At 45.6% G+C, this 23,345-nt stretch carries 18 protein-coding genes and 3 pseudogenes; all 21 read left to right on the top strand.

The annotated features are described in order from the left end of the window. The first annotated feature begins 7 nt into the window (after nt 1-7). The 21 genes and pseudogenes from flgM to QSJ10_RS13805 all read left to right on the top strand — a co-directional run bounded on the left by flgM (nt 8) and on the right by QSJ10_RS13805 (nt 23,232). Nucleotides 8-277: a flagellar biosynthesis anti-sigma factor FlgM gene (flgM, locus tag QSJ10_RS13915; RefSeq protein WP_023633640.1), complete on the top strand. Its 270-nt coding sequence runs from the start codon at nt 8-10 to the stop codon at nt 275-277. Continuing rightward, nucleotides 274-807, top strand: coding sequence for a flagellar protein FlgN (locus QSJ10_RS13910; RefSeq protein WP_023633641.1), 534 nt, complete (start codon nt 274-276; stop codon nt 805-807). The genes flgM and QSJ10_RS13910 overlap by 4 nt, the downstream gene beginning before the upstream one ends. A gap of 121 nt (nt 808-928) precedes the next feature. Further along, nucleotides 929-2,470, top strand: a complete 1,542-nt coding sequence (flgK, locus tag QSJ10_RS13905) for a flagellar hook-associated protein FlgK (RefSeq protein WP_053532168.1) — start codon at nt 929-931, stop codon at nt 2,468-2,470. Nucleotides 2,471-2,480: 10 nt separating this feature from the next. Beyond that, a complete protein-coding gene (flgL, locus tag QSJ10_RS13900) occupies nt 2,481-3,380 on the top strand; it encodes a flagellar hook-associated protein FlgL (protein WP_031212447.1) in 900 nt (299 codons plus the stop codon). 15 nt (nt 3,381-3,395) lie between these two features. After that, nucleotides 3,396-3,955 (top strand): annotated as a pseudogene (locus QSJ10_RS13895) (DUF6470 family protein). A 22-nt stretch (nt 3,956-3,977) separates the two neighbouring features. Beyond that, nucleotides 3,978-4,460 carry a flagellar assembly protein FliW gene (fliW, locus tag QSJ10_RS13890; protein ID WP_053532169.1) on the top strand — a complete coding sequence of 161 codons (483 nt, stop codon included), beginning with the start codon at nt 3,978-3,980 and terminating at the stop codon, nt 4,458-4,460. 210 nt (nt 4,461-4,670) lie between these two features. After that, on the top strand, nt 4,671-5,807 hold the full coding sequence (locus QSJ10_RS13885) for an IS110-like element ISGka2 family transposase (RefSeq protein WP_064213609.1): 1,137 nt from the start codon (nt 4,671-4,673) through the stop codon (nt 5,805-5,807). A 176-nt stretch (nt 5,808-5,983) separates the two neighbouring features. Beyond that, on the top strand, nt 5,984-6,223 hold the full coding sequence (gene csrA / locus QSJ10_RS13880) for a carbon storage regulator CsrA (RefSeq protein WP_053532801.1): 240 nt from the start codon (nt 5,984-5,986) through the stop codon (nt 6,221-6,223). A 185-nt stretch (nt 6,224-6,408) separates the two neighbouring features. Continuing rightward, a complete protein-coding gene (locus QSJ10_RS13875) occupies nt 6,409-7,128 on the top strand; it encodes a flagellin N-terminal helical domain-containing protein (RefSeq protein ID WP_053532800.1) in 720 nt (239 codons plus the stop codon). Between the two features lie 343 nt (nt 7,129-7,471). Next, a pseudogene (locus tag QSJ10_RS13870) lies at nt 7,472-7,588 on the top strand (flagellin); the annotation flags it as partial. Between the two features lie 156 nt (nt 7,589-7,744). After that, on the top strand, nt 7,745-9,673 hold the full coding sequence (locus QSJ10_RS13865; RefSeq protein ID WP_230847159.1) for a glycosyltransferase: 1,929 nt from the start codon (nt 7,745-7,747) through the stop codon (nt 9,671-9,673). 13 nt (nt 9,674-9,686) lie between these two features. Further along, nucleotides 9,687-10,781, top strand: a pseudogene (locus QSJ10_RS15660) (glycosyltransferase); the annotation flags it as partial. A gap of 983 nt (nt 10,782-11,764) precedes the next feature. Beyond that, entirely contained in the window at nt 11,765-14,074 is a 2,310-nt protein-coding gene (locus QSJ10_RS15655) for a glycosyltransferase (RefSeq protein WP_053532796.1), read from the top strand. Nucleotides 14,075-14,109: 35 nt separating this feature from the next. Next, nucleotides 14,110-14,850 carry a sugar phosphate nucleotidyltransferase gene (locus tag QSJ10_RS13840; RefSeq protein ID WP_053532795.1) on the top strand — a complete coding sequence of 247 codons (741 nt, stop codon included), beginning with the start codon at nt 14,110-14,112 and terminating at the stop codon, nt 14,848-14,850. A 21-nt stretch (nt 14,851-14,871) separates the two neighbouring features. Then, on the top strand, nt 14,872-15,435 hold the full coding sequence (gene rfbC, locus QSJ10_RS13835; RefSeq protein WP_053532794.1) for a dTDP-4-dehydrorhamnose 3,5-epimerase: 564 nt from the start codon (nt 14,872-14,874) through the stop codon (nt 15,433-15,435). Next, nucleotides 15,432-16,445, top strand: coding sequence for a dTDP-glucose 4,6-dehydratase (rfbB, locus tag QSJ10_RS13830; protein ID WP_053532793.1), 1,014 nt, complete (start codon nt 15,432-15,434; stop codon nt 16,443-16,445). Before rfbC ends, rfbB begins: the two co-directional genes overlap by 4 nt. Then, on the top strand, nt 16,442-17,302 hold the full coding sequence (rfbD, locus tag QSJ10_RS13825; protein ID WP_053532792.1) for a dTDP-4-dehydrorhamnose reductase: 861 nt from the start codon (nt 16,442-16,444) through the stop codon (nt 17,300-17,302). Before rfbB ends, rfbD begins: the two co-directional genes overlap by 4 nt. Further along, on the top strand, nt 17,299-18,366 hold the full coding sequence (locus tag QSJ10_RS13820) for a glycosyltransferase family 2 protein (RefSeq protein ID WP_183084015.1): 1,068 nt from the start codon (nt 17,299-17,301) through the stop codon (nt 18,364-18,366). Before rfbD ends, QSJ10_RS13820 begins: the two co-directional genes overlap by 4 nt. A gap of 402 nt (nt 18,367-18,768) precedes the next feature. Beyond that, nucleotides 18,769-19,905, top strand: a complete 1,137-nt coding sequence (locus QSJ10_RS13815) for an IS110-like element ISGka2 family transposase (RefSeq protein WP_064213609.1) — start codon at nt 18,769-18,771, stop codon at nt 19,903-19,905. A 511-nt stretch (nt 19,906-20,416) separates the two neighbouring features. Then, nucleotides 20,417-21,697, top strand: a complete 1,281-nt coding sequence (locus QSJ10_RS13810) for an IS110 family RNA-guided transposase (RefSeq protein ID WP_033013870.1) — start codon at nt 20,417-20,419, stop codon at nt 21,695-21,697. Nucleotides 21,698-22,095: 398 nt separating this feature from the next. Beyond that, the gene (locus QSJ10_RS13805) at nt 22,096-23,232 is read left to right on the top strand and encodes an IS110-like element ISGka2 family transposase (RefSeq protein WP_079935694.1); all 1,137 of its coding nucleotides are present in this window, start codon (nt 22,096-22,098) and stop codon (nt 23,230-23,232) included. Nucleotides 23,233-23,345: the final 113 nt, after the last annotated feature.

Below are 23,345 nucleotides of genomic sequence, written 5' to 3'. Positions count from 1 at the left end.
AATCGCAGTGAGAATCGATAACCGGTTTTCGATTGGCGTTCATCCCTACCGTCAGTACTCGGGCGCCCCACAAGGAAAAACAGGGCAAACCGGGCGGCGGGATCGCGTCGAAATTTCCGAGGCGGCAAAAGAGCTGCAGCAACGCTCCACTTGGGCCGCCGAGCGGGAAGAGAAAGTGCGCCGGTTGAAGGAACAAATCGACAACAGAACGTATGAGATCGATGCCCGCGCCATTGCGGAGAAACTATACAAGTTCTATAAGGGCGATGGCCAATGAACACAAGGGTAGAAAATCGCCGAACCGATGATGAACAGCGTGCGCCAGCGCTGCAGCTGATGGCGCTCCTTGACCGGCACTTGACGCTGCACCGGCATTTGCTTCAATTGGCCTATCAAAAAACGGACGTATTAAAACGAGGCGATATGGACGGATTAATGCAGCTGATCCAAAAAGAACAAACTGCTATCGCCGCCATCCAGCAGCTCGAGCGCGAGCGGGCACAACTCGTCGCCGCATGGTCCGATGGCGGGCATCCGCTGACATTGGCCGATTGCTTGCCGAAAATGGACGAGGAGGAGCGGCAAAAAGCCGAACAGTTGGCTAGCGAGTTGCTCGACGTGATCAACGAACTCCAGGCAGTCAACGAGCTGAATGGGCAGCTCATCCGCCAGTCGCTGCAATGGGTGACGCTGATGTTGGACCAATTGATGCCGCAGCCGCCCAACGTGAACTATACCGCGCCAAACCAATCAACGAGACAATATGGACATGGACGAAGCCGTTCACTCTTTGATTCCAAAGCATAGCAGCACAAGTCACCGACGGAAAATAAGGAGAGATCGATCCATCCAACAGCCGTCAAAACGAAACAGAGCCGCTAGGCAGAAAACAGCGGACAATCATTAGAAGATGAAAAGGAGGGGCACGATGGGATCAACATTTCACGGGCTGGAAGTCGCCAAGCGCGGCATGGCCGTGCAGCAAATGGCGCTGTACACGACCGGCCATAACATTGCTAACGCCAACACGCCCGGTTATTCCCGTCAGCGTGTCAATTTTGTCCAAAGCGAGCCGTACCCGCCGGCGTCCCTCAACCGCCCGCAAATTCCGGGACAGATGGGGACGGGGGTCGAGGCGGGGTCGATTGAGCGGGTGCGCGACCGCTTTTTTGACTGGCAATACCGCGGCGAGAACAACAAACTGGGCTATTGGCAAGCCCAAGCCGATGCGTTAAAAAAAATGGAGGACATTATGAACGAACCGTCCGACAGCGGTTTATCCAAAACCATGGATCAATTTTGGCAGGCGCTCCAGGATTTAAGTGCAAACCCAGAAAATACAGGGGCCCGCTCGGTCGTGCGCCAGAGCGGACTGGCGGTGGTCGAGACGTTTCATTATTTGGCCGATTCGTTAACCTCTATTCAAAACGATCTCGCCAATGAAATTCAAGTGACCGTCAAATCGATCAACTCGATCGCGGAACAGCTGTATAAAATCAACCAACAAATCGCCGAAGTCGAACCGCACGGCTACTTGCCGAACGATTTGTACGATGAGCGCGACCGACTGCTCGATGAACTGTCTGCGCTCGTCAAAATCGAAGTCGAGCCGAAGCCAAGCGGCGGCAATGCGCTGAAAATAGCGGAGGGGTCTTATGATGTATATATTTTTGATGGCAACGGCCAGCGTCAGCTGCTGGTCAATGGCAACCAAGGATACCAGACGCTGTCCGTATCGCCGAGCGCCAGCTCCTCCCCGGAGATGCCGACCGGTCCGCTTACCGGACTTTCGCTTGGAGGCTCTTCCATCCCGTTTGTCGCCTCCGGCAAGTTGAAAGGGTTGATCGAGGCCTACGGATATGATGACGGAAGCGGTGTCAAAGGCATTTATCCCGATATGTTGAAAAAGCTCGATACGCTCGCGTATTCGTTCGCCAAACGGTTTAACGAAGTGCACCAAACAGGGTATACGCTCAGCCCGAGCAACCCGGGAGGGCTGTTTTTCAGCGATTTGACGCAAGTGGACGGGGCAGCGAAAGCGATCCAATTGTCATCCAATATTGATGATTTAAACAATATCGCCGCTTCATCAGCGCCGAACGAACCGGGGAACGGCTTAAACGCCATTCGTCTCGCCAATGTCAAAAACAGCAATTTTGCCAACCTGCAAAATCCGGCGCCGTCGGTCTCGTATCCGATCACAGCGGGCACGCTGCAGGCGTATTACGAAAGCATGATCGGCCAGCTGGCGGTCGACACCCAACAGGCGAACCGCCTCGTCAACAACTCCGAAGTGCTCCGCCAGTCGGTGGAGGAAAGGCAGCAGTCCGTCAGCGGGGTGTCGCTCGATGAAGAAATGACGAACATGATTCGGTTTCAGCACGCCTACAACGCGGCGGCGCGCACGATTACAACGATTGATGAAATGCTCGATAAAATCATTAACGGCATGGGAATTGTCGGAAGGTAGGTGAGCGATGATGCGCGTCACGCAATCGATGTTGACGCAAAATATGCTGCGTAACTTGAGCCAAAGCTATGAACGGCTCGGCAAAATTCAAGACCAGCTGTCCACCGGCAAAAAAATTGCCCGCCCGTCTGACGACCCGGTCGTGGCCATCAAAGGGATGGCGTACCGGACGAACTTAACTGAGGTGGAACAGTTTAAACGCAATTTCTCCGAAGCCCATAACTGGATCGATGCGTCCGACTCGGCGCTTAACGAAGCGACGCAAGTGCTCCAGCGCATTCGCGAGCTCGTCGTCCAGGCAAGCAACGATACGTATGAGCAATCGCAGCGTGAGCATATCGCGAAAGAGATCGATGAGCTAAAAAACCATTTAGTGTCCATTGCCAACACACAAATTGCGGGCAAATACATTTTCAATGGCACGGATACCCTTCGACCGCCGGTCAACTTGGACGACCCAGTGAACAAAGTGTCGACGAACACAGAACAAGTGAAAATCGAGCTGTTAAAAGGCATCCAGCTCCCGGTCAACGTCAATCCGACGCGCGTCTTTACGTACAGCGCGACTCCAGGACAAGGGCTGTTCAGCGATTTAGAAGCGCTTGTGAATGACTTGGAAGCTGGCAAGAGCGGCCAAGAGCTGAACGGTTATTTATCCTATATTGACAAGCACATCGACAACGTCTTGGCCGAGCGTGCCGAGCTTGGCGCGCGAAGCAACCGCCTTGAGCTGATGGAAGCGCGTGTCGATGAACAGGAAGTGATCGCCCAACAAATTTTGTCGGACAATGAAGACGCCGATATCGAACGGGTCATTACCGATTTGAAAACACAGGAAAGTGTGCACCGCGCCGCCCTTGGCGTCGGCGCCCGCATCATTCAGCCGACGCTGCTCGATTTTTTGCGCTAAGCGGATAAGGGGGAGATGACGATGCAGCTGCCGCAGATCCGCTTGCAGTCAACGATGGCGAAAATCGCCATCGAAACCGTTCCGGCGAAACTAGAAATCCAACAGCCGCCTGCCGAGTTGGAAATCGAGCAATCTCCGGCCCGACTCACGATCCGTACGACGCCGTCCAAGCTAACGATCGATCAGACAAAAGCGTGGGAAGACATGAACTTAGAACATATCTTCCGCCGCATCGAAAGTTTGCTGAACAAGGATACAACGATTGGCTTGACGGGCTGGCCCGCGTCTCTCGCCAAGGCGACGAGCTCATGCGCATTGAGGACGGCGGCAACCCGATCGCCGAGCAGGCGAAAGAAAACAGCGAAACTCCGATGTACGAATTCAACATCGGCTGGGTGCCGTCCCCGTTCAGCGTTCACATATCCTATACTCCGGCGGATGTGGATATTCGCTTTGAGGCACGCAAACCGGTCATCCGCGCCCGCACGCATCCACCGGTCATTCGCTACATGCCGGGCGAGGTGGCGATCCGCCTCGCCCAGCGTCCGTCGCTTCACATTGACGTCGTCATTTGAGGAACATAAGGAGGAGCAAGCATTGAACATCGACACGAAATACCACGGAACGGTGGCGGTGAAGGACGAAGACATCATCCGCTTCCCCCACGGCCTGCCCGGATTTGCGGACGAGAAGCGGTTCATCCTTTTGCCGCTTGCCGACACGCCGTTTGTCATCTTGCAGTCCGTCGAGACGCCCGCGCTTGGGTTTGTGTTGATCGAGCCGTTTTCGTACTTTCCGGCGTACGAATTTGAACTGGATGAAGCGATGGTCGAACAGCTTGACATCGAAACCGAACGCGACGTCGCGGTGTACGTCATCTTGACGGTCGCTGACCCGTTCGACAACACGACGGCGAACTTGCAGGCGCCCGTGGTCATCAACGCCCGAAAACGAATCGGCAAGCAAGTGATCTTATCGAACACCCCGTACAAAACGAAACATCGCCTTTTCCCGGAAAAGATCCATGGGCAATGGTTTGCCCTCCACCCAGGGATGAAAATCCCCCTTTTCTTCCCATAATGAAGAATAGGCGCAAACAGTTTAACAGGACGTTATGCTTAATGGTGGCTTAGACCCTGTACGGAAAAGTGTTTGAATCCACTGGGTGCACCACCCATTGTCCGCCCTTTCCTGTGATAGAGGAAAGGTGACGACGAACGGAAAACTGCCGCATGTCTCCCGTGGATTCACTGTTTGCGCACTCGATCATCGAAAAGGAGGATTTTCATCATGGATGTCATCTATCCTCGCTGCGCAGGATTGGATGTTCATGCCGAAACCATCGTCGCCTGCGCGCTATGGGAAGAAGATGGACACATTCAAAAGGACATTCAAACCTTCTCCACGTTCTCGAAGGGACTTGGCGACCTGCTTGAGTGGCTCGAAGAACATGGCGTCACCCATGTCGCCATGGAATCCACCGGCGTGTATTGGAAACCGGTCTTCGCCTTCCTCGAGGGCTATGTCGACTTGACACTGGCCAATCCGCAGCGGATCAAAAATGTCCCGGGAAGAAAAACCGATGTCTCTGACGCCGAGTGGATCGCCAAGCTGCTCCGCCATGGACTCGTTGAAAAAAGTTTCGTCCCCCCAGCGGATATTCGCGAATTGCGGGATTTTACCCGCCTCCGCAAAAAGTGGGTCGGACAGCTGACTTCGGAGAAAAACCGGATTCAAAAAGTGCTCGAGTCTTCCAATGTCAAACTCGGCTCGGTCCTCTCCGATCTCTTCGGCGTTTCCGGAAAAGACATCCTCGCCCGGCTGCTGGAGAAGGGATACGTGGACAAGGACGAGTTGGATGAATGCCTGCGCGGAAGGCTCAAAAAGAAAAAGCAAGCGGTGTACGATTCGCTGCTCGGCACCTTGACCGAACACGAGCTCCGTCTCCTTCGCCTCTTGTGGAAACACGTTGAGGAATTGGAGCGGCTCATCGAAGAAGTCGACCAACACATCGACCGCCTGCTCGAGCCGTATCGCGAGGAAGTGAACCTGCTGATGACCATGCCCGGAGTGAAAAAACAAACCGCCGCCGTCATCATCGCCGAGATGGGAACCGACATGAGCGTCTTTGAAACGCCGGAACGGGCGGCTTCATGGACTGGATTGTCCCCCGGCAACCATGAAAGCGCCGGAAAGCGAAAGAGCACGCGCACGACAAAAGGCAATCCCCATCTCCGATCGGCGTTATGCGAGGCGGCATGGTCAGCAGCTCGATCCAAGACGCATCCCTTGTCCCGAAAGTTTTGGTCGTTGGCGGCCCGGTGCGGGAAGAAAAAAGCCCTCATCGCCATTGCTCGGCGGATGTTGGTGATCATCTTTTGCATGATCTCCCGCAAAGAGCCGTTCCGCCAACCACAACTTATTTAGTCTAGCCAAAAGGCAGACAGGTTATACGAGATGCCTAAAATCGGGCACCTCTGCTTTCCTATTGCCTTTTTTGGCCATTTTCAGTATACCCTCACGGATCAGGAGCGTATACCGCACTCACCAAGTGGTGGGGATTTTCACGGAAAAAGCGGCGACGTAAAGGAGGCGGGCGAACCATGCTTGTTTTAACGCGCAAACTCAAAGAAGCGATCCAAATCGGCGATGACATCGAAATCACCGTCCTCGCCATCCAAGGCGATCAAGTAAAGCTTGGCATCAACGCGCCAAAACACATCGACATTCACCGCAAAGAAGTGTACCTCGCCATCCAAGCGGAAAACAGTGCCGCCGCCGAAGCACACGAAGCCTCGCTCGCCGAACTGACCGCCAAGCTGAAACAATGGAAACATCCATAACGCCGAAGCGCCCAAACGGCGCTTTTTTCGCTCCATCGAAAAAAATTAAATTTCCCTATTAAACTTCCAAAAAACGCGCCGATATAAAAAGTGAGCGCGGTTTGCGGCGAAAGGCGGCCGACTTTCGCCCTAGCCCCGCCGTTCCACAAGGACGTGGAAAACATCATTTCAAGGAGGAAGAGAACATGAGAATCAACCACAACATCGCGGCGTTGAATACGTATCGGCAGTTGACGTTCAACAACACGCAGGCGGCAAAAAACATTGAAAAGCTATCTTCTGGTCTTCGTATCAATCGCGCTGGTGACGATGCGGCAGGCCTTGCGATCTCCGAAAAAATGAGAGGCCAAATTCGCGGACTAGAAATGGCTGCGAAGAACTCGCAAGACGCGATCTCGTTGATCCAAACAGCGGAAGGAGCTTTAAATGAAACACATGCTATCCTTCAACGTATGCGCGAGTTAGCGGTACAAGGAGCGAACGATACGAACACAACGATTGACCGCGATCAAATCCAAAAAGAGTTGAATCAGTTAATTTCAGAAATTGACCGTATTTCAAATACCACACAATTCAACACGAAAAACTTGCTTGATGGTTCGTTGAACGCAACCTTCCAAGTGGGCGCCAATAGCGGTCAAATTATTAACTTGACGATTGCAACAATGAACTCAACTTCGTTAACAGTTGGTGCAGCTAATATTTCGGTTGCTAACAACTCTCTAGCTAGTTCATCGATTGCTAACATTGATGCTGCGATCAATGCTGTATCGCAAGAGCGCTCAAAACTTGGTGCATTACAAAACCGTTTAGAGTACACAATTAACAACTTATCTACTTCTGCGGAAAACTTAACAGCCGCAGAATCCCGTATCCGCGACGTCGATTATGCCTTAGCCGCGTAAACGGCGACAGGCACAGTCGTCCTGGCTGGAAACGGCTAGGATCACCACCGGGTGAATTGCTGGGAAGCCCTAAGAGCCTTTGGCGCCACAACGGAGCTGGAAACGGCAGACGTGACGGCGGAAAAAGCCAAAGGATTGGGCAATCAGCAGCCAAGCTCCTGTCCCGAAAGGGTGGAGAAGGTTCAACGACTAGGGCATACCGCCTACGGCTTGTGCTATGGCGATGAAGCCCGTAGGGTGGAGAGGATTTCCATCGTCCTCGTTCATCCGAAGCGCCCGGCCCCTACCAGGTGAAGCTGAGGGTGAAGATGTAGTCTTGTCCCGTACCGAAAGGGCGGGTGGCACGATGGCCAAAGAAATGATGGAATTCACGAAAAACAATATCTTAATGCAAGCTGCACAAGCGATGCTCGCTCAGGCGAATCAGCAGCCGCAAGGAGTATTGCAATTGCTTCGCTAATGAAGCGTCAAGAGGCCTTAGGCTATCTAAGGTCTCTTTTTTATAAGTGTATTGAACCGCTCTAACTTATTGTTTATCCTTTATCCTTCACAACCGCTGACCTCCAGCCGATATAAAAAGTGGATTATTGAAACTTATTGGAGAAGGAAGAGCAGGATGAAACCATTTGTATCGTTATGTATGATCGTTAAAGACGAAGAAAAAGTGTTGCAACGTTGTTTAGATTCTGTATACGGCATTGTGGATGAAATTATCATTGTTGACACAGGCTCGACGGATTCAACAAAACAGATTGCACTCAAATATACAAATAAATTATATGATTTTGAATGGACAAACAGCTTTGCTGAGGCCCGCAACTTCGCCCAGCAACAAGCGACAGGGGAATGGATTCTCGTATTAGATGCAGACGAATATGTCGAACGAGCAAATTTACAAGCAATGATTGATGTATTAAAGCAAACAGACGAAAGCGTTGAAGCCTATGATGTTGTCATCTACAACTTCATGGGAGTGTATGGTGAGCGTATTCTTCAACATCGTCATACAAGAATCTATCGTAATTGTCCACATTTACGATATGATCGTGCCATTCATGAACAGTTGCAGAGAGTAAATGGAGAATATGTCCAGGCTAAACAAGGGATTTTAACTGTTTATCATACAGGCTACATGCATCAAGCAGTGGTAGAAAAGAAAAAACACGATCGAAATGCTCCGCTTATTGAGCGTGAAATTCAAGCAGGAGAGAGTGTTGCTTTTGACTATTTCAATTTAGGAAACGAGTATCTTTCCAAAGGTGAAATAGAGAAGGCGCTGGAATCATTTGTTAAAGCATATCAAGAGAAAAAAGATATTCGTCTAAGCTGGGTATCATATTGTCTTGTGCAAATCATTTTATGTTTGAAGTATTTAAAGAGATTTGAAGATGCTTTGCGGGTAATCACGGATGCAGAAACTCTATATAGTGAAACCGCCGATTTTCCATTTTTGCGGGGGGAAATTTACTACTTGCAACATCGTTATGATGATGCGGCAAAGCAGCTAGAATATTTGCTTGAAAATAAAAGTAAATATCCTTATACGATTAAAACGTTTGAATATGTCGAATATGATCCGCATATGTTGCTCGGTCATATCTACAGACACAAAGGAAATTTACAAAAAGCAATGTATCACTACTCTAGTGCATTATCTTTCAATCGCAAAAGTTATGAAGCATTGTATCACGTGTTACAGCTATTAGCGCGTGCTCATCATCAGGAAGAAATGATTCAATTTATCGAAGATAAACAATTAGCGAACGATGAGCTAGCTATTTCTTTGATTTTGCGCATTGCTTCCGTTTTACATTTAGAAAAGGTGATACAATGGTATGCTTTGAAACTAAGCGATGAAACGGCTCGACGTGGTTTCCAAATAAAAGTAAATATATTACAAAAAAATTATGAAAGAGCGTTACAACAAATATTGAAAAGTTCTGTGTCTAACTTGCAAACATACATTCGAACAGGCAGTTTGGACTCGTACGATCTATTAGTGACGGCGTTCAAAACGAATCAACTCGATGTCGTTCGCCTCTTGCTTCATCTTGTTTCTGAGCAAAAAGAAAAAGAGTTTTTATTGTTCATGATGAATGAATATAAGGAAGCATCTGAACCGATGTTTTATTTGCTTTTACTTGAGCGGACGATTCAGTTGAAAGAGTATGAGCTATTTGAACAATTTTTTGCTTTAAGTGATAAATTTCCTGCGAGTGTTCATATTCAAATTGGTCATTTGCTCCATCGTTATGAATTTATGGACGTGGCACTTCAATTGTATCGTTCAGTTGAGAATATGAGCGCTTGGGATGCAGAGTCATTCGTGAATGTGATCGAAGCGCTAACAGTAAAAAATGAAACGATAGAAGCGGTGCAATATGGACTGTTGGCTATCAGTTTCGGTCATCGTGATTTTCGTTTGTACAAATATGTGATTGAGCTGATGAACATATGTGGAATAAGTGAAGAGAGAAAGAAGGTCGTTCAACAAGCTAAACGTATATATCCAGACAGTGAATGGTTAAAGGAGAAAGAAAAATAAAAGGGAGAGCACGATGAAGACAAGTATCGTTATATTAACTCACAATAAGCTAGATTATACAAAACAATGTATTGAAAGCATTCGCCAATATACGAGATCAGGCACATATGAGATTATCGTAGTTGACAACCATTCTACCGATGGAACAGTGGAGTGGTTAAAGAAACAAGCAGACACTCGAACGATTTTTAATGATGAAAACGTTGGTTTTCCGAAAGGATGCAACCAAGGAATACAAATTGCAACAGGGGAAAACATTCTTTTACTAAATAACGATGTAGTCGTTACAAAGCACTGGCTTGATCATTTGTTAGCTTGCTTATATAGCGCTGACGATATTGGAGCGGTCGGACCGGTTACAAATTCTGCAGCTTACTATTCAACGATTCCTGTAAGTTATACATCGATCGATGAAATGCATGTGTTCGCTTCTCAACATAATGTTTTGGATCCGAATAAATGGGAAGAAAGATTAAAACTAATTGGCTTCTGTATGCTAATTAAAAAAGAAGCGATTGATAAAGTAGGGCTGTTGGATGAGCGGTTTACTCCAGGAAATTTTGAGGACGACGATTACTCTGTTCGTTTGAGACAAGCTGGTTATCGTTTAATGCTATGCAAAGATACGTTTATCCATCATTACGGTAGCGTATCATGGAAAGACGATGGTAGCGGTTATTCGAAGTTGTTGCGGGATAATCAAAAAAAGTTCGAAGAAAAATGGAACGTTGATGTTGAGGCGTATAACATTGAACGAGAGATGATTGATCGAATCGAGGTAGATCGTCAATCTCATGTTAGTGTGTTGCACATTGGTTGCGGTGCTGGGGCGACGTTGTTGAAAATCAAACATGAGTATCCATATGCAACGTTGTACGGCATAGAACAAAATGCATTTGCCATGAAGGAAGCGCAACGGTATGCATACGTAGCGAATGACTTAAAAGACGATAAGATAAAAAACCAAATGTTTGATCTTATTTTGTACAGCGATCGCGCGTTTGAGTTGAATGATCATTTCCTTCGTTTTGTCGTTGACCATTTAAAACCAAATGGGCAGTTTTTTGCTCATGTCCAAAATGCGGGGCACTTTCGCGTAATTGAAGAACTGATTGCTGGGCGTAATCCGTTTGCTCGTACGAGGTTGTACAGTCTAGGTCAATTGGATGATTTGTTTAAACGATATCCGCTATCGATATCTGTTACAGGTTTGATGCTCTCAGAGACTGACAACCAACATCGATTCGTCAACCATTTGAAAGTACTTTACGGAGAAGCTATTCAGTCTTTGCTTATGCCACAATCGTTTGTTGTACGGGCCTATAAACAAAATGAGAATATGCGAAAACTAATTGAAGCTTTCGTATCCAAAGAAGATTGTCATCAAGTCTTAGAAAAATTAAATCATTTTCCCATTACCGGAGTTATTGACATGATAAAGAAAATGGATGAAGCAACCAAGCTGCTGAATGAACTTGCGATTGAAAATTTTGCGCGAGGGAATCATGAGCATGTTTTACCATATTTGCAGGCGGCGTTTGAGTTATGTCAAGATGATACAGATACATTATATAATTTAGCATTTGTGTTAAACTCTTATGGCGAGAAAGAGCTAGCAAATCGTTATTTGTCGTTCATTCGTCAACCAGACGATGAGGTGAAGAAACTATTTGAAGAAATTAATGAACACTCATTGAAAAAGGCGCAAGAACTGACATTTTTGTTGCGTCGCCTTGAGTTTGATGTCGATATTGACGAAACAAAGCAGGCACTTGTTGAGAAAATCGCTTGTGGTGAGATTGATGAACCGCTTATTAAGGAAATTATTGATACAAGCATGATCCATAAAGTAAAAGTGCTTCAGGCTATTGCGATTGCATGCTTTGAACAAGGATTGCACGAACATGTATTACCATATTTACAACTTGCGTATGAACAAGAGCCGACAAACGTAGATACGTTATACAATTTAGGCTATGTGCTTATTACTTATGGAGAGCATGCGTTAGCAGAGACATTTTTACAAAAAATTCAACAACCAGATGAACAAGTGCTACAACTGTTGAAGATCGCAAGAGGAGAGTTTTGACTATGAACGACAAAAAAATCGCTTTTATTTATTGCGTCAACAATCGGGAATTATATGAGGAATCTGTCCGTTACGTAAGGTCGCTTTACGTACCAGAAGGATACAAAATCGAAATTATAACAATAGAAGGGGCAAAAAGCATTACTTCTGGATATAACGAAGCGATGAAAAAAACAGATGCAAAGTATAAAGTGTATTTGCATCAAGATGCGTTTATTGTGAATAAAAATTTCTTATATGATATTATTGCTCTCTTTGAAAAGTATCCTAAATTAGGGATGATTGGAGTAGTTGGAGCGAAAACAATTCCGAGAAATGGAATTTGGTGGGAGAGCACGCAACGATTTGGAAAGGTTTATGACAGTCATACTGGAGAAATGAAGTTATTAAGTTTTAAGGAAACAGAACTAGAATATGAACCCGTTCAAGCTATCGATGGGTTAATCATGATTACTCAATACGATATCCCATGGCGAGAAGATTTGTTTACGGGTTGGCATTTTTATGATCTCTCCGAGTGTCAAGAATTTTTATTAGCGGGTTACGATGTAGGGGTTGTGCGCCAAAACGTGCCATGGTGTGTTCATGACTGCGGTATAGCGAGTGCGGAAAACGGATTTGATAATGATCGAAAAAAATTTGTTGATGTTTATGGGGAAAATGTTCAGAGATTAAACAAGACATTTCTTCCCCTTGTAAGCATACTAATTCCTACTTACAATCGTCTGCATTATTTTGAGCTTGCTTTACAAAGCGCTTTAAATCAAACATATGAAAATATTGAAGTTATTGTATGTGATGATAGCATGAACGATGAAATTGAGAGACTTATATCTAAATATACTTGTAAATATGATAACTTAACCTATATTAAAAATCCGGTCAGATTGGGTCAGTTTGAAAATGATGTTAAGCTGTTTAACCTTGCACGAGGAGAATATATTAATTATTTAATGGACGATGATTTATTTCATCCCCAAAAAATTGAAAAAATGATGAATTATTATCTACATGATAAAAATAATGAAATAAAGTTAGTAACATCACATAGACAATTAATTGATAGAAATGGGAATTTTTTAAAGGATATTGTTAGTACGAGACGGCTTTTTGAATCAGATACTATTATAGATGGAAAAATGATGGCAGATTATGTATTAATGTCACTGATTAACTATATTGGTGAGCCTACTACAGTGTTATTCAGGAAGAGTGATTTAGATGAGCCTTTTGGTACTTTCCTTGGAAGGAAATATTTGTGCAATGTTGATCTAGCTTCATGGTTTAATCTTTTGGCTAAAGGAAAAGTTGTTTATATTAGCGAAACACTAAGTTATTTTAGGATTCATGATGATCAGCAATCACAATCAATTGAAATGCAGTTAAATGGAATAATAGATTTTGCTCATTCAATTATAGAGGCTAGAAAAAAAGGTTTTTTACAAAGTGATAGGAACTACGAATTAGCCTTAAAACATTGGTTAGATTATATAAATAGATTCATAGATGAAATATTGAATAATTCGGAGATTACAGAAATATTTAATTCAAATATTTCAGATAGAATAGGAGAAATACAAAAATATAAACTATTAATGGAAACAGAGTATCATAAACTTGTTCAACAATTAAAGCGAACTAAATATGATTTTAACATAGATATAAACGCTGAAAACAATTCTCATGCTATGATACTGAGAATGGTTGGAAAAAATAAAAAAGTTTTAGAATTAGGTTGTGCCACTGGATATATGACTAATATATTAACTAATTTATTGGGCTGTGAAGTTAGTTGTGTAGAATATGATGCGGTGGCTGCTGAAAAGGCAAGAAGATATTCTAATAATGTTATTGTAGGCGATCTTAACAATTTCGATTTTAGTCAGCATTTCCAAAAAGGGGAATTCGATGTTATTATCTTTGCGGATGTTTTGGAACATTTATATGATCCTTTGGATGTATTAAAGCGTGTCAAACCCTATCTAAGTGCAAATGGGGAAATTCTTGTATCTATTCCTAACATAGCTCATTGCTCTGTCATAGCAGAGTTATTACAAGGTAGATTCCCTTATAAAGAATTAGGTCTTTTAGATAATACTCATATTAGATTCTTTACTAGATCCGGAGTTATCAAGTTGTTCCAAGACGCTGGATTAACGATTAAAGAAATGAATAGAACAGTGTGTCCACCGGAGCAAACAGAATTTAGAACTAATTTGAATGTATTTCCTCAGCAAGTTGCTGATTATTTGAGATCACTACCTCACGCGGATACTTATCAGTTTATAGTACGCGCAGGGTTAGTTAATTAGTTAAGTAAGGATGAATTTACAGGAGGATTACTTAAATGAAAGGCATCATCCTCGCAGGTGGGACAGGCTCCCGCCTTTATCCTCTTACTAAAGTAACGAATAAACATTTGTTGCCAGTCGGCAAATACCCGATGATTTATCATGCCATTTATAAACTGAAAGAAGCGAATATTACTGATATTTTAATTGTAACTGGACGCGAACATATGGGGGACGTTGTTAATCTTTTAGGCAGCGGCTCTGAATTTGATGTTCAGTTTACATATAAAGTACAGGATCAAGCTGGTGGAATTGCTCAGGCGCTAGGGTTATGTGAATCGTTTGTTGGCAATGATTTAATGACGGTTATTTTAGGGGATAATGTATTTTCTGGCAGCATTGTTCCTTATGTTGAAAACTTTAAACAACAGGCAACAGGGGCGAAAATTTTAATTAAAGAAGTTGAGGACCCTGAGCGATTCGGGGTACCTGAACTCGAAGGTAATCAAATTAAGAGTATTGAAGAAAAGCCAAAAAACCCGAAAAGTCGGTATGCAGTTACGGGAATTTATATGTATGATGCTAAAGTATTTGACATTATTAAAACGTTAAAGCCGTCTGCACGAGGCGAGTTAGAGATTACGGATGTGAATAACGCTTACATTGAACGAAATGAGCTAACGTATGACATTTTGGACGGATGGTGGACGGATGCTGGTACGCATGCATCCTATTTGCGGGCTAATGAGCTTGCTAAAGATGTCGATTTCGGTAGCTTGTTTAATAAGAAAATATGAAATCATTGAAGGATGAATGATATGAGGATTATTCAAACCGAATTGGATGGAGCGGTTATATTTGAGCCTATTGTGTATAAAGATGAGCGCGGTTTTTTTATGGAAAGTTATAATGAACAAATATTTCGTAAATTAGGTTTTGATGTCCGGTTTGTGCAAGATAACCATTCTCTTTCCGTAAAAGCGGGAACGATTCGTGGGTTACACTATCAACTAAATCCAAAAGCCCAAACAAAACTTGTTCGTGTTACTCGCGGTGCTATTTATGATGTGATCGTTGATATTCGGAAAGGATCACCGACGTTTGGGAAATGGAAAGGATTTATTTTGAGTGAGGACAATAAACGACAATTGTTAGTTCCTAAAGGATTTGCACACGGTTTTTGTACATTGGTAGAGAACACAGAAGTTCAATATAAAGTTGACGAATATTATTCACCTGAGCATGATCGAGGAATTCTTTGGAATGATCCAGCGTTAAGCATTGACTGGCCAGTAACGAATCCTATTCTTTCGGAAAAAGATGCAAATCATCCATTGTTAGCGGATGCAGAAATTAATTTTGTGTGGGAGAGAACTCTATGAATCTTTTAGTAACCGGTGGAGCAGGCTTTATCGGTAGCAATTTTGTGCGTTATATGTTGAACAAATATCCTGAATATAAAATCGTTAATTATGACTTATTAACTTATGCTGGGAATTTGGAAAATTTAAAAGATATTCAAGAAAATCCACGGTATGTTTTTGTTAGAGGAGATATCCGAAACTATCAACTCGTTGATTATATTGTAAAGTCTCATCATATTGATGTGATTGTTAATTTCGCTGCTGAATCACATGTGGATCGCAGTATTTCTGACCCAAGTGTTTTCGTTAAAACGAACGTATTGGGGACTCAGGTATTGTTAGATGTCGCGAAGGCGAACAGTATTCAAAAGTATGTCCAAATCTCTACCGATGAAGTGTACGGCAGTTTAGGAGATACAGGGTATTTTACGGAAGAAACGCCGCTTGCTCCAAACAGCCCTTACTCAGCAAGTAAGGCCAGTGCAGATTTACTTGTACGAGCATATCATGAAACATATGGATTAAATGTGAATATTACACGTTGTTCAAATAACTATGGACCATACCATTTTCCTGAAAAGCTAATCCCTTTAATCATAACAAACGCATTAGAAGGGAAAGAGCTTCCTATTTACGGTGATGGTCAACATATTCGTGATTGGCTTTATGTTAAAGACCACTGCGCCGCTATTGATTTAGTTATTCATAAAGGAAAGCCAGGAGAAGTATATAATATCGGCGGGCATAATGAACGGACAAATAACGAGATAGTCCATTTAATTGTTGAAAAACTTGGGGTTTCAAAGTCGTTAATTAAATATGTATCAGATCGTCCAGGGCATGATCGTCGCTATGCAATCGATCCTACGAAAATTATGACAGAACTCGGATGGAAACCACAATATACGTTTGACAAGGGAATTGAGGAAACGATTCAATGGTATATCAATAATAAAGATTGGTGGAAACGTATTAAATCCGGAGAGTACATGGCTTATTATCAAAAGCAATATGGTGAAAGGGAATGAGTAAACACAAAATATTAGTTACTGGTGCGAAAGGACAACTCGGCGCAGAGATGGTCAAATTGTTAAAAGACATGGAATATGAAGTATATGGATATGGACGAGCAGAACTCGATATAACGGATTTTCAGCAAGTGAAAAGTGTTATTGACCATATCCATCCTAATGTTGTTATTCACGCTGCTGCTTATACAAATGTAGATGCAGCAGAGTCCGAACCAGATCAAGCATTTTTCGTGAATGCATACGGAACAAGAAACGTAGTCGTAGCGTCAGAACATATAGGTGCTAAGTTTGTTTATATAAGTACCGATTATGTGTTTGACGGCACCGCCAACGCACCTTATAACGAGTTTGCTTTTACGAGTCCGATAAGCGTATATGGAAAAAGTAAACTAGCCGGTGAACAGTTTGTAAGAGACCTTCACTCTAAATTTTTTATTATTCGAACATCGTGGGTTTACGGGAAACATGGAAATAATTTTGTGAAAACAATGTTAAAACTTGCACAAGAACAAAAAGAATTGTTTGTCGTTGATGATCAAATTGGATGCCCAACTTATACAGTTGATTTAGCTAGCTGCATTTTTCAACTTATTCATACTGAGAAATATGGGGTCTACCATATTTCTAATTCAGGCCATTGCTCTTGGTATGAATTTGCAAAAGCCATTTTCGAAGAGGCTAATGTTAATATAGTAGTTAATCCATGTAAAACAAAAGATTATCCAAGACCTGCTCAACGCCCTCTATATTCTGTATTGGATCATATGGCTCTACGATTAAATGGATTTAAAGAATTAAGGCATTGGCGGGAGGCGTTAAAGGAATTTATTAAAGTTTATGGGGTGAAACCTTGACGACATTAGCATTAGTCATGATTGTAAAAAACGAGGAGCGACATCTTAGCCGTTGTCTGCAAAGTGTCAAAGGTATTGTTGATGAGATGGTTATTGTCGATACAGGATCTACCGATCGTACAAAGGAAATAGCTTATGCATTTGGTGCGAAAGTATTTGATTTTGAATGGGTGAATGATTTTTCCACTGCCCGGAATTATGCACTTGAAAAATCCACAAGTGATTGGAACTTCGTATTAGATGCGGATGAATATATTATGAATGACTGCGGAAGCGTTATACGTAATTTTATAGAAAAAAATGACAAAGTAATTGGGCGGATTAAAAGAATTGATGAGTTCATTCAAGATGGTGAGAAGAGGTATGCGCAGTCTTATCTATCTCGGTTACTGCCTAAAGGAGTAAAATATGTCGGGAGAGTTCATGAACAGGTAAACTCTGATTTACCAAGAGAAAACTTGGATATAGAAGTATACCATGACGGATATGTTTATACAGACAAAACGGATCGAAACCTCAAGTTGTTGTTGCTAGAATTGGAAAGAGATCCTCTTAATGATTATGTTTTGTATCAAGTAGGAAAACAATATAAGTTGCGGCAACAACTGCAACAAGCGGAATCATATTTCGAAAAGAGTTACAATCTTGTCGCATTGAAATCGTGGTACCGCCATAGTCTCATTATTGATTATTTATATACGATTATAGGAAATAAATCGTTCGAAAAAGGCTTAAAATTAATTGAAACCGAGCGGGACCGATTTGCCGATTCTCCAGATTTCCATTTTGCATGCGGTTTATTTTATATGGACTTAATTTTTAGCAATGTCAATAAATATATTCATTTATTTCCGCTCATTGAACAATCTTTTCTTCGATGTTTAGAAATAGGAGATACGGATAAGTATGACAGTGTAAAAGGAACAGGAAGTTTCCTTGCTTCTTACAATTTAGGAGTATTCCATGAGGTTCTTGGCAATACGGATAAAGCCATTTCATTCTATCAACAAGCAGCCAATGAGCAATATGAAAGAGCTATAAAACGTTTAGAACTTCTAAGGTAGTTTTTATAAATGCTATAGCCTCTCCAAAATTGCTGATGTAGATATCTGGCTTAGAAAAGTTCCATGAGCAATTTTTGCTCTCCACCCGGGATGAAAATGGCCACTCCAAAGGCGCGCATTTTCACGGAAAAGATCCATGGGCAATGGTTTGCCCTCCACCCAGGGATGAAAATCCCCCTTTTCTTCCCATAATGAAGAATAGGCGCAAACAGTTTAACAGGACGTTATGCTTAATGGTGGCTTAGACCCTGTACGGAAAAGTGTTTGAATCCACTGGGTGCACCACCCATTGTCCGCCCTTTCCTGTGATAGAGGAAAGGTGACGACGAACGGAAAACTGCCGCATGTCTCCCGTGGATTCACTGTTTGCGCACTCGATCATCGAAAAGGAGGATTTTCATCATGGATGTCATCTATCCTCGCTGCGCAGGATTGGATGTTCATGCCGAAACCATCGTCGCCTGCGCGCTATGGGAAGAAGATGGACACATTCAAAAGGACATTCAAACCTTCTCCACGTTCTCGAAGGGACTTGGCGACCTGCTTGAGTGGCTCGAAGAACATGGCGTCACCCATGTCGCCATGGAATCCACCGGCGTGTATTGGAAACCGGTCTTCGCCTTCCTCGAGGGCTATGTCGACTTGACACTGGCCAATCCGCAGCGGATCAAAAATGTCCCGGGAAGAAAAACCGATGTCTCTGACGCCGAGTGGATCGCCAAGCTGCTCCGCCATGGACTCGTTGAAAAAAGTTTCGTCCCCCCAGCGGATATTCGCGAATTGCGGGATTTTACCCGCCTCCGCAAAAAGTGGGTCGGACAGCTGACTTCGGAGAAAAACCGGATTCAAAAAGTGCTCGAGTCTTCCAATGTCAAACTCGGCTCGGTCCTCTCCGATCTCTTCGGCGTTTCCGGAAAAGACATCCTCGCCCGGCTGCTGGAGAAGGGATACGTGGACAAGGACGAGTTGGATGAATGCCTGCGCGGAAGGCTCAAAAAGAAAAAGCAAGCGGTGTACGATTCGCTGCTCGGCACCTTGACCGAACACGAGCTCCGTCTCCTTCGCCTCTTGTGGAAACACGTTGAGGAATTGGAGCGGCTCATCGAAGAAGTCGACCAACACATCGACCGCCTGCTCGAGCCGTATCGCGAGGAAGTGAACCTGCTGATGACCATGCCCGGAGTGAAAAAACAAACCGCCGCCGTCATCATCGCCGAGATGGGAACCGACATGAGCGTCTTTGAAACGCCGGAACGGGCGGCTTCATGGACTGGATTGTCCCCCGGCAACCATGAAAGCGCCGGAAAGCGAAAGAGCACGCGCACGACAAAAGGCAATCCCCATCTCCGATCGGCGTTATGCGAGGCGGCATGGTCAGCAGCTCGATCCAAGACGCATCCCTTGTCCCGAAAGTTTTGGTCGTTGGCGGCCCGGTGCGGGAAGAAAAAAGCCCTCATCGCCATTGCTCGGCGGATGTTGGTGATCATCTTTTGCATGATCTCCCGCAAAGAGCCGTTCCGCCAACCACAACTTATTTAGTCTAGCCAAAAGGCAGACAGGTTATACGAGATGCCTAAAATCGGGCACCTCTGCTTTCCTATTGCCTTTTTTGGCCATTTTCAGTATACCCTCACGGATCAGGAGCGTATACCGCACTCACCAAGTGGTGGGGATTTTCACGGAAAAGATCCATGGGCAATGGTTTGCCCTCCACCCAGGGATGAAAATCCCCCTTTTCTTCCCATAATGAAGAATAGGCGCAAACAGTTCAACAGGACGTTATGCTTAATGGTGGCTTAGACCCTGTACGGAAAAGTGTTTGAATCCACTGGGTGCACCACCCATTGTCCGCCCTTTCCCGATGCGGAGGAAAGGTGACGACGAACGGAAAACTGCCGCATTTCTCCCGTGGATTCGCTGTTTGCGCACTCGATCATCGAAAAGGAGCATTCCCGTTAGGAGCTTTTCCGGGGACTTGATCAAAAAAAGCCCTCTTGGTATGATGCAGGGGTGTCAACCACATCACTCACCATACCAAGGAGGACTTCAGATGAATTGTACACAAAACTATAAAATTGATCAAGTTACGGAACAAACGCTTGTCGTGGGCATCGATATCGCGAAACGAACCCACTACGCCTGCTTCGTGGATGACCGGGGGCGCGTGCTTCGCAAGTCGTTCCCGATCTTCCAGTCGAAAGAGGGGTTTCAGCAGCTGTATAAAGCGATTCAGGAGGCGATGCAAGCGTTTGGGAAGTCAGAGGTGATCGTCGCGGTGGAGCCGACCGGGCACTACTGGTTGAACCTGGCCTACTTCCTCGAGGAGCACGGGATCCCGTTGGTCATGGTCAACCCGGCGCATGTGTGCCGGTCGAAAGAACTCGATGACAACCTGCCGACGAAACACGACGCCAAAGACGCCCTGGTCATTGCCAGACTGGCAAAAGACGGACGATTCCTCGTTCCCCGGCTGCTGCACGAGATCGAAGCCGATTTGCGCGTGGGAAGCACGCTCAAAGAGAAGCTCCGCAAGGAACAGACGGCGGTGAAAAACGCGATCGTCCGCTGGACGGATCGGTATTTTCCAGAGTTTTGGACCGTGTTTCGTGACTTGGGGAAAACGGCGCTTTCGGTGTTGGAGTGGACGCCGCTTCCGGCTGATATGGCCGGTCGGACCGCCGAGGAGCTCATCGAGGTGTACCGGCAAAGCAAAGGGATGAAATGCCCGCAGAAGGCCAAAATTCAGGCGTTGATCAACACCGCGAAGGACTCGATTGGGGTGACGGAAGGGACAGCGATGGCCCGGTTTGAGATCGCCGCGCTCGTCCGCCGATACCGCCAATTGGAGGCGGAGATCGCTGCACTGGACGCCGAGTTGAAGGCATTGGTTCAAACGACGATGGAGTACCAATGGTTGAAAACGGTCGACGGGTTGGGAGACGCCACGATCATCGATCTGTTGGCGGAGATCGGCAGCTTCGCCCATTATCGGGACCCGCGCCAATTGGTGAAGTTGGCGGGCCTGACGCTCAAGGAGAACTCCTCCGGCCAGCGCAAAGGGCAAAAGCACATCTCCAAACGGGGACGGAAACGGTTGCGCTCGGTGCTGTTTCGGGCGATGATTCCGCTGATTCGGCATAACGAGGCGTTTCGCGAGCTGCATGAGTATTATACGACCCGATCCGTCAATCCGCTGACCGGAAAGCAGTCCATCGTCGCCTTGTGCCGGAAGCTGTTGAATGTGCTGTTTGCGATTTGTACGAAGAAACAAGCGTTTGACGCGGAGCGAATGAAACAGGACGTCTTGTCCCAAGTGCAACGGGCGGCCTAAGGCCTCCCCCTGCGAACGGAAGAATCGTTGGACAACGAGATGACACCGGAGAAGCTGGCGTGATTTCATCCATTCGACCTTGAGTCCCTAAAGGAGCTTGGCCGGCCTCCGCCTGATGACGAGACCGAACGAGGGAATGTTGGCGCGAAGACGCCCGGAGACATGGGAGGGTTCGTCCTCATCAGCGACGCGGAGATCCAAAGGGTGCATCGAATATGCTTCCCCCCCACGGCAGGAAAATATCCCCAGCCGTGGCCGCGAAGCGCACCCTAGGTCTGTAAGATATCCACAAAACTGAAAAAGGATGTAAGGGATTTTGTCGAAAAATATTTTTTGGACACCCCTGAGGGGCCGAAAAGCCTTGATACATCAACATTTCTAGAGGGAGGATTTTCATCATGGATGTCATCTATCCTCGCTGCGCAGGATTGGATGTTCATGCCGAAACCATCGTCGCCTGCGCGCTATGGGAAGAAGATGGACACATTCAAAAGGACATTCAAACCTTCTCCACGTTCTCGAAGGGACTTGGCGACCTGCTTGAGTGGCTCGAAGAACATGGCGTTACCCATGTCGCCATGGAATCCACCGGCGTGTATTGGAAACCGGTCTTCGCCTTCCTCGAGGGCTATGTCGACTTGACTTTGGCCAATCCGCAGCGGATCAAAAATGTCCCGGGAAGAAAAACCGATGTCTCTGACGCCGAGTGGATCGCCAAGCTGCTCCGCCATGGACTCGTTGAAAAAAGTTTCGTCCCCCCAGCGGATATTCGCGAATTGCGGGATTTTACCCGCCTCCGCAAAAAGTGGGTCGGACAGCTGACTTCGGAGAAAAACCGGATTCAAAAAGTGCTCGAGTCTTCCAATGTCAAACTGGGCTCCGTCCTCTCCGATCTCTTCGGCGTTTCCGGAAAAGACATCCTCGCCCGGCTGCTTGAGAAGGGATACGTGGACAAGGACGAGTTGGATCAATGCCTGCGCGGAAGGCTCAAAAAGAAAAAGCAAGCGGTGTACGATTCGCTGCTCGGCACCTTGACCGAACACGAGCTCCGTCTCCTTCGTCTCTTGTGGAAACACGTTGAGGAATTGGAGCAGTTAATCGAAGAAGTCGACCAGCACATCGACCGCCTGCTCGAGCCGTATCGGGAGGAAGTGGACTTACTGATGACCATGCCTGGAATCAAAAAACAAACCGCCGCCGTCATCATAGCCGAGATGGGAACCGACATGAGCGTCTTTGAAACGCCGGAACGGGCGGCTTCATGGACTGGATTGTCCCCCGGCAACCATGAAAGCGCCGGAAAGCGAAAGAGCACGCGCACGACAAAAGGCAATCCCCATCTCCGATCGGCGTTATGCGAGGCGGCATGGTCAGCAGCTCGATCCAAGACGCATCCCTTGTCCCGAAAGTTTTGGTCGTTGGCGGCCCGGTGCGGGAAGAAAAAAGCCCTCATCGCCATTGCTCGGCGGATGTTGGTGATCATCTTTTGCATGATCTCCCGCAAAGAGCCGTTCCGCCAACCACAACTTATTTAGTCTAGCCAAAAGGCAGACAGGTTATACGAGATGCCTAAAATCGGGCACCTCTGCTTTCCTATTGCCTTTTTTGGCCATTTTCAGTATACCCTCACGGATCAGGAGCGTATACC

Origin of the sequence: Geobacillus stearothermophilus ATCC 12980 (genome assembly GCF_030369615.1) — a bacterium.
In the GTDB taxonomy this organism is placed as follows: Bacteria; Bacillota; Bacilli; order Bacillales; family Anoxybacillaceae; genus Geobacillus; species Geobacillus stearothermophilus.
This window is presented reverse-complemented; position numbering and strand designations above follow the sequence as displayed.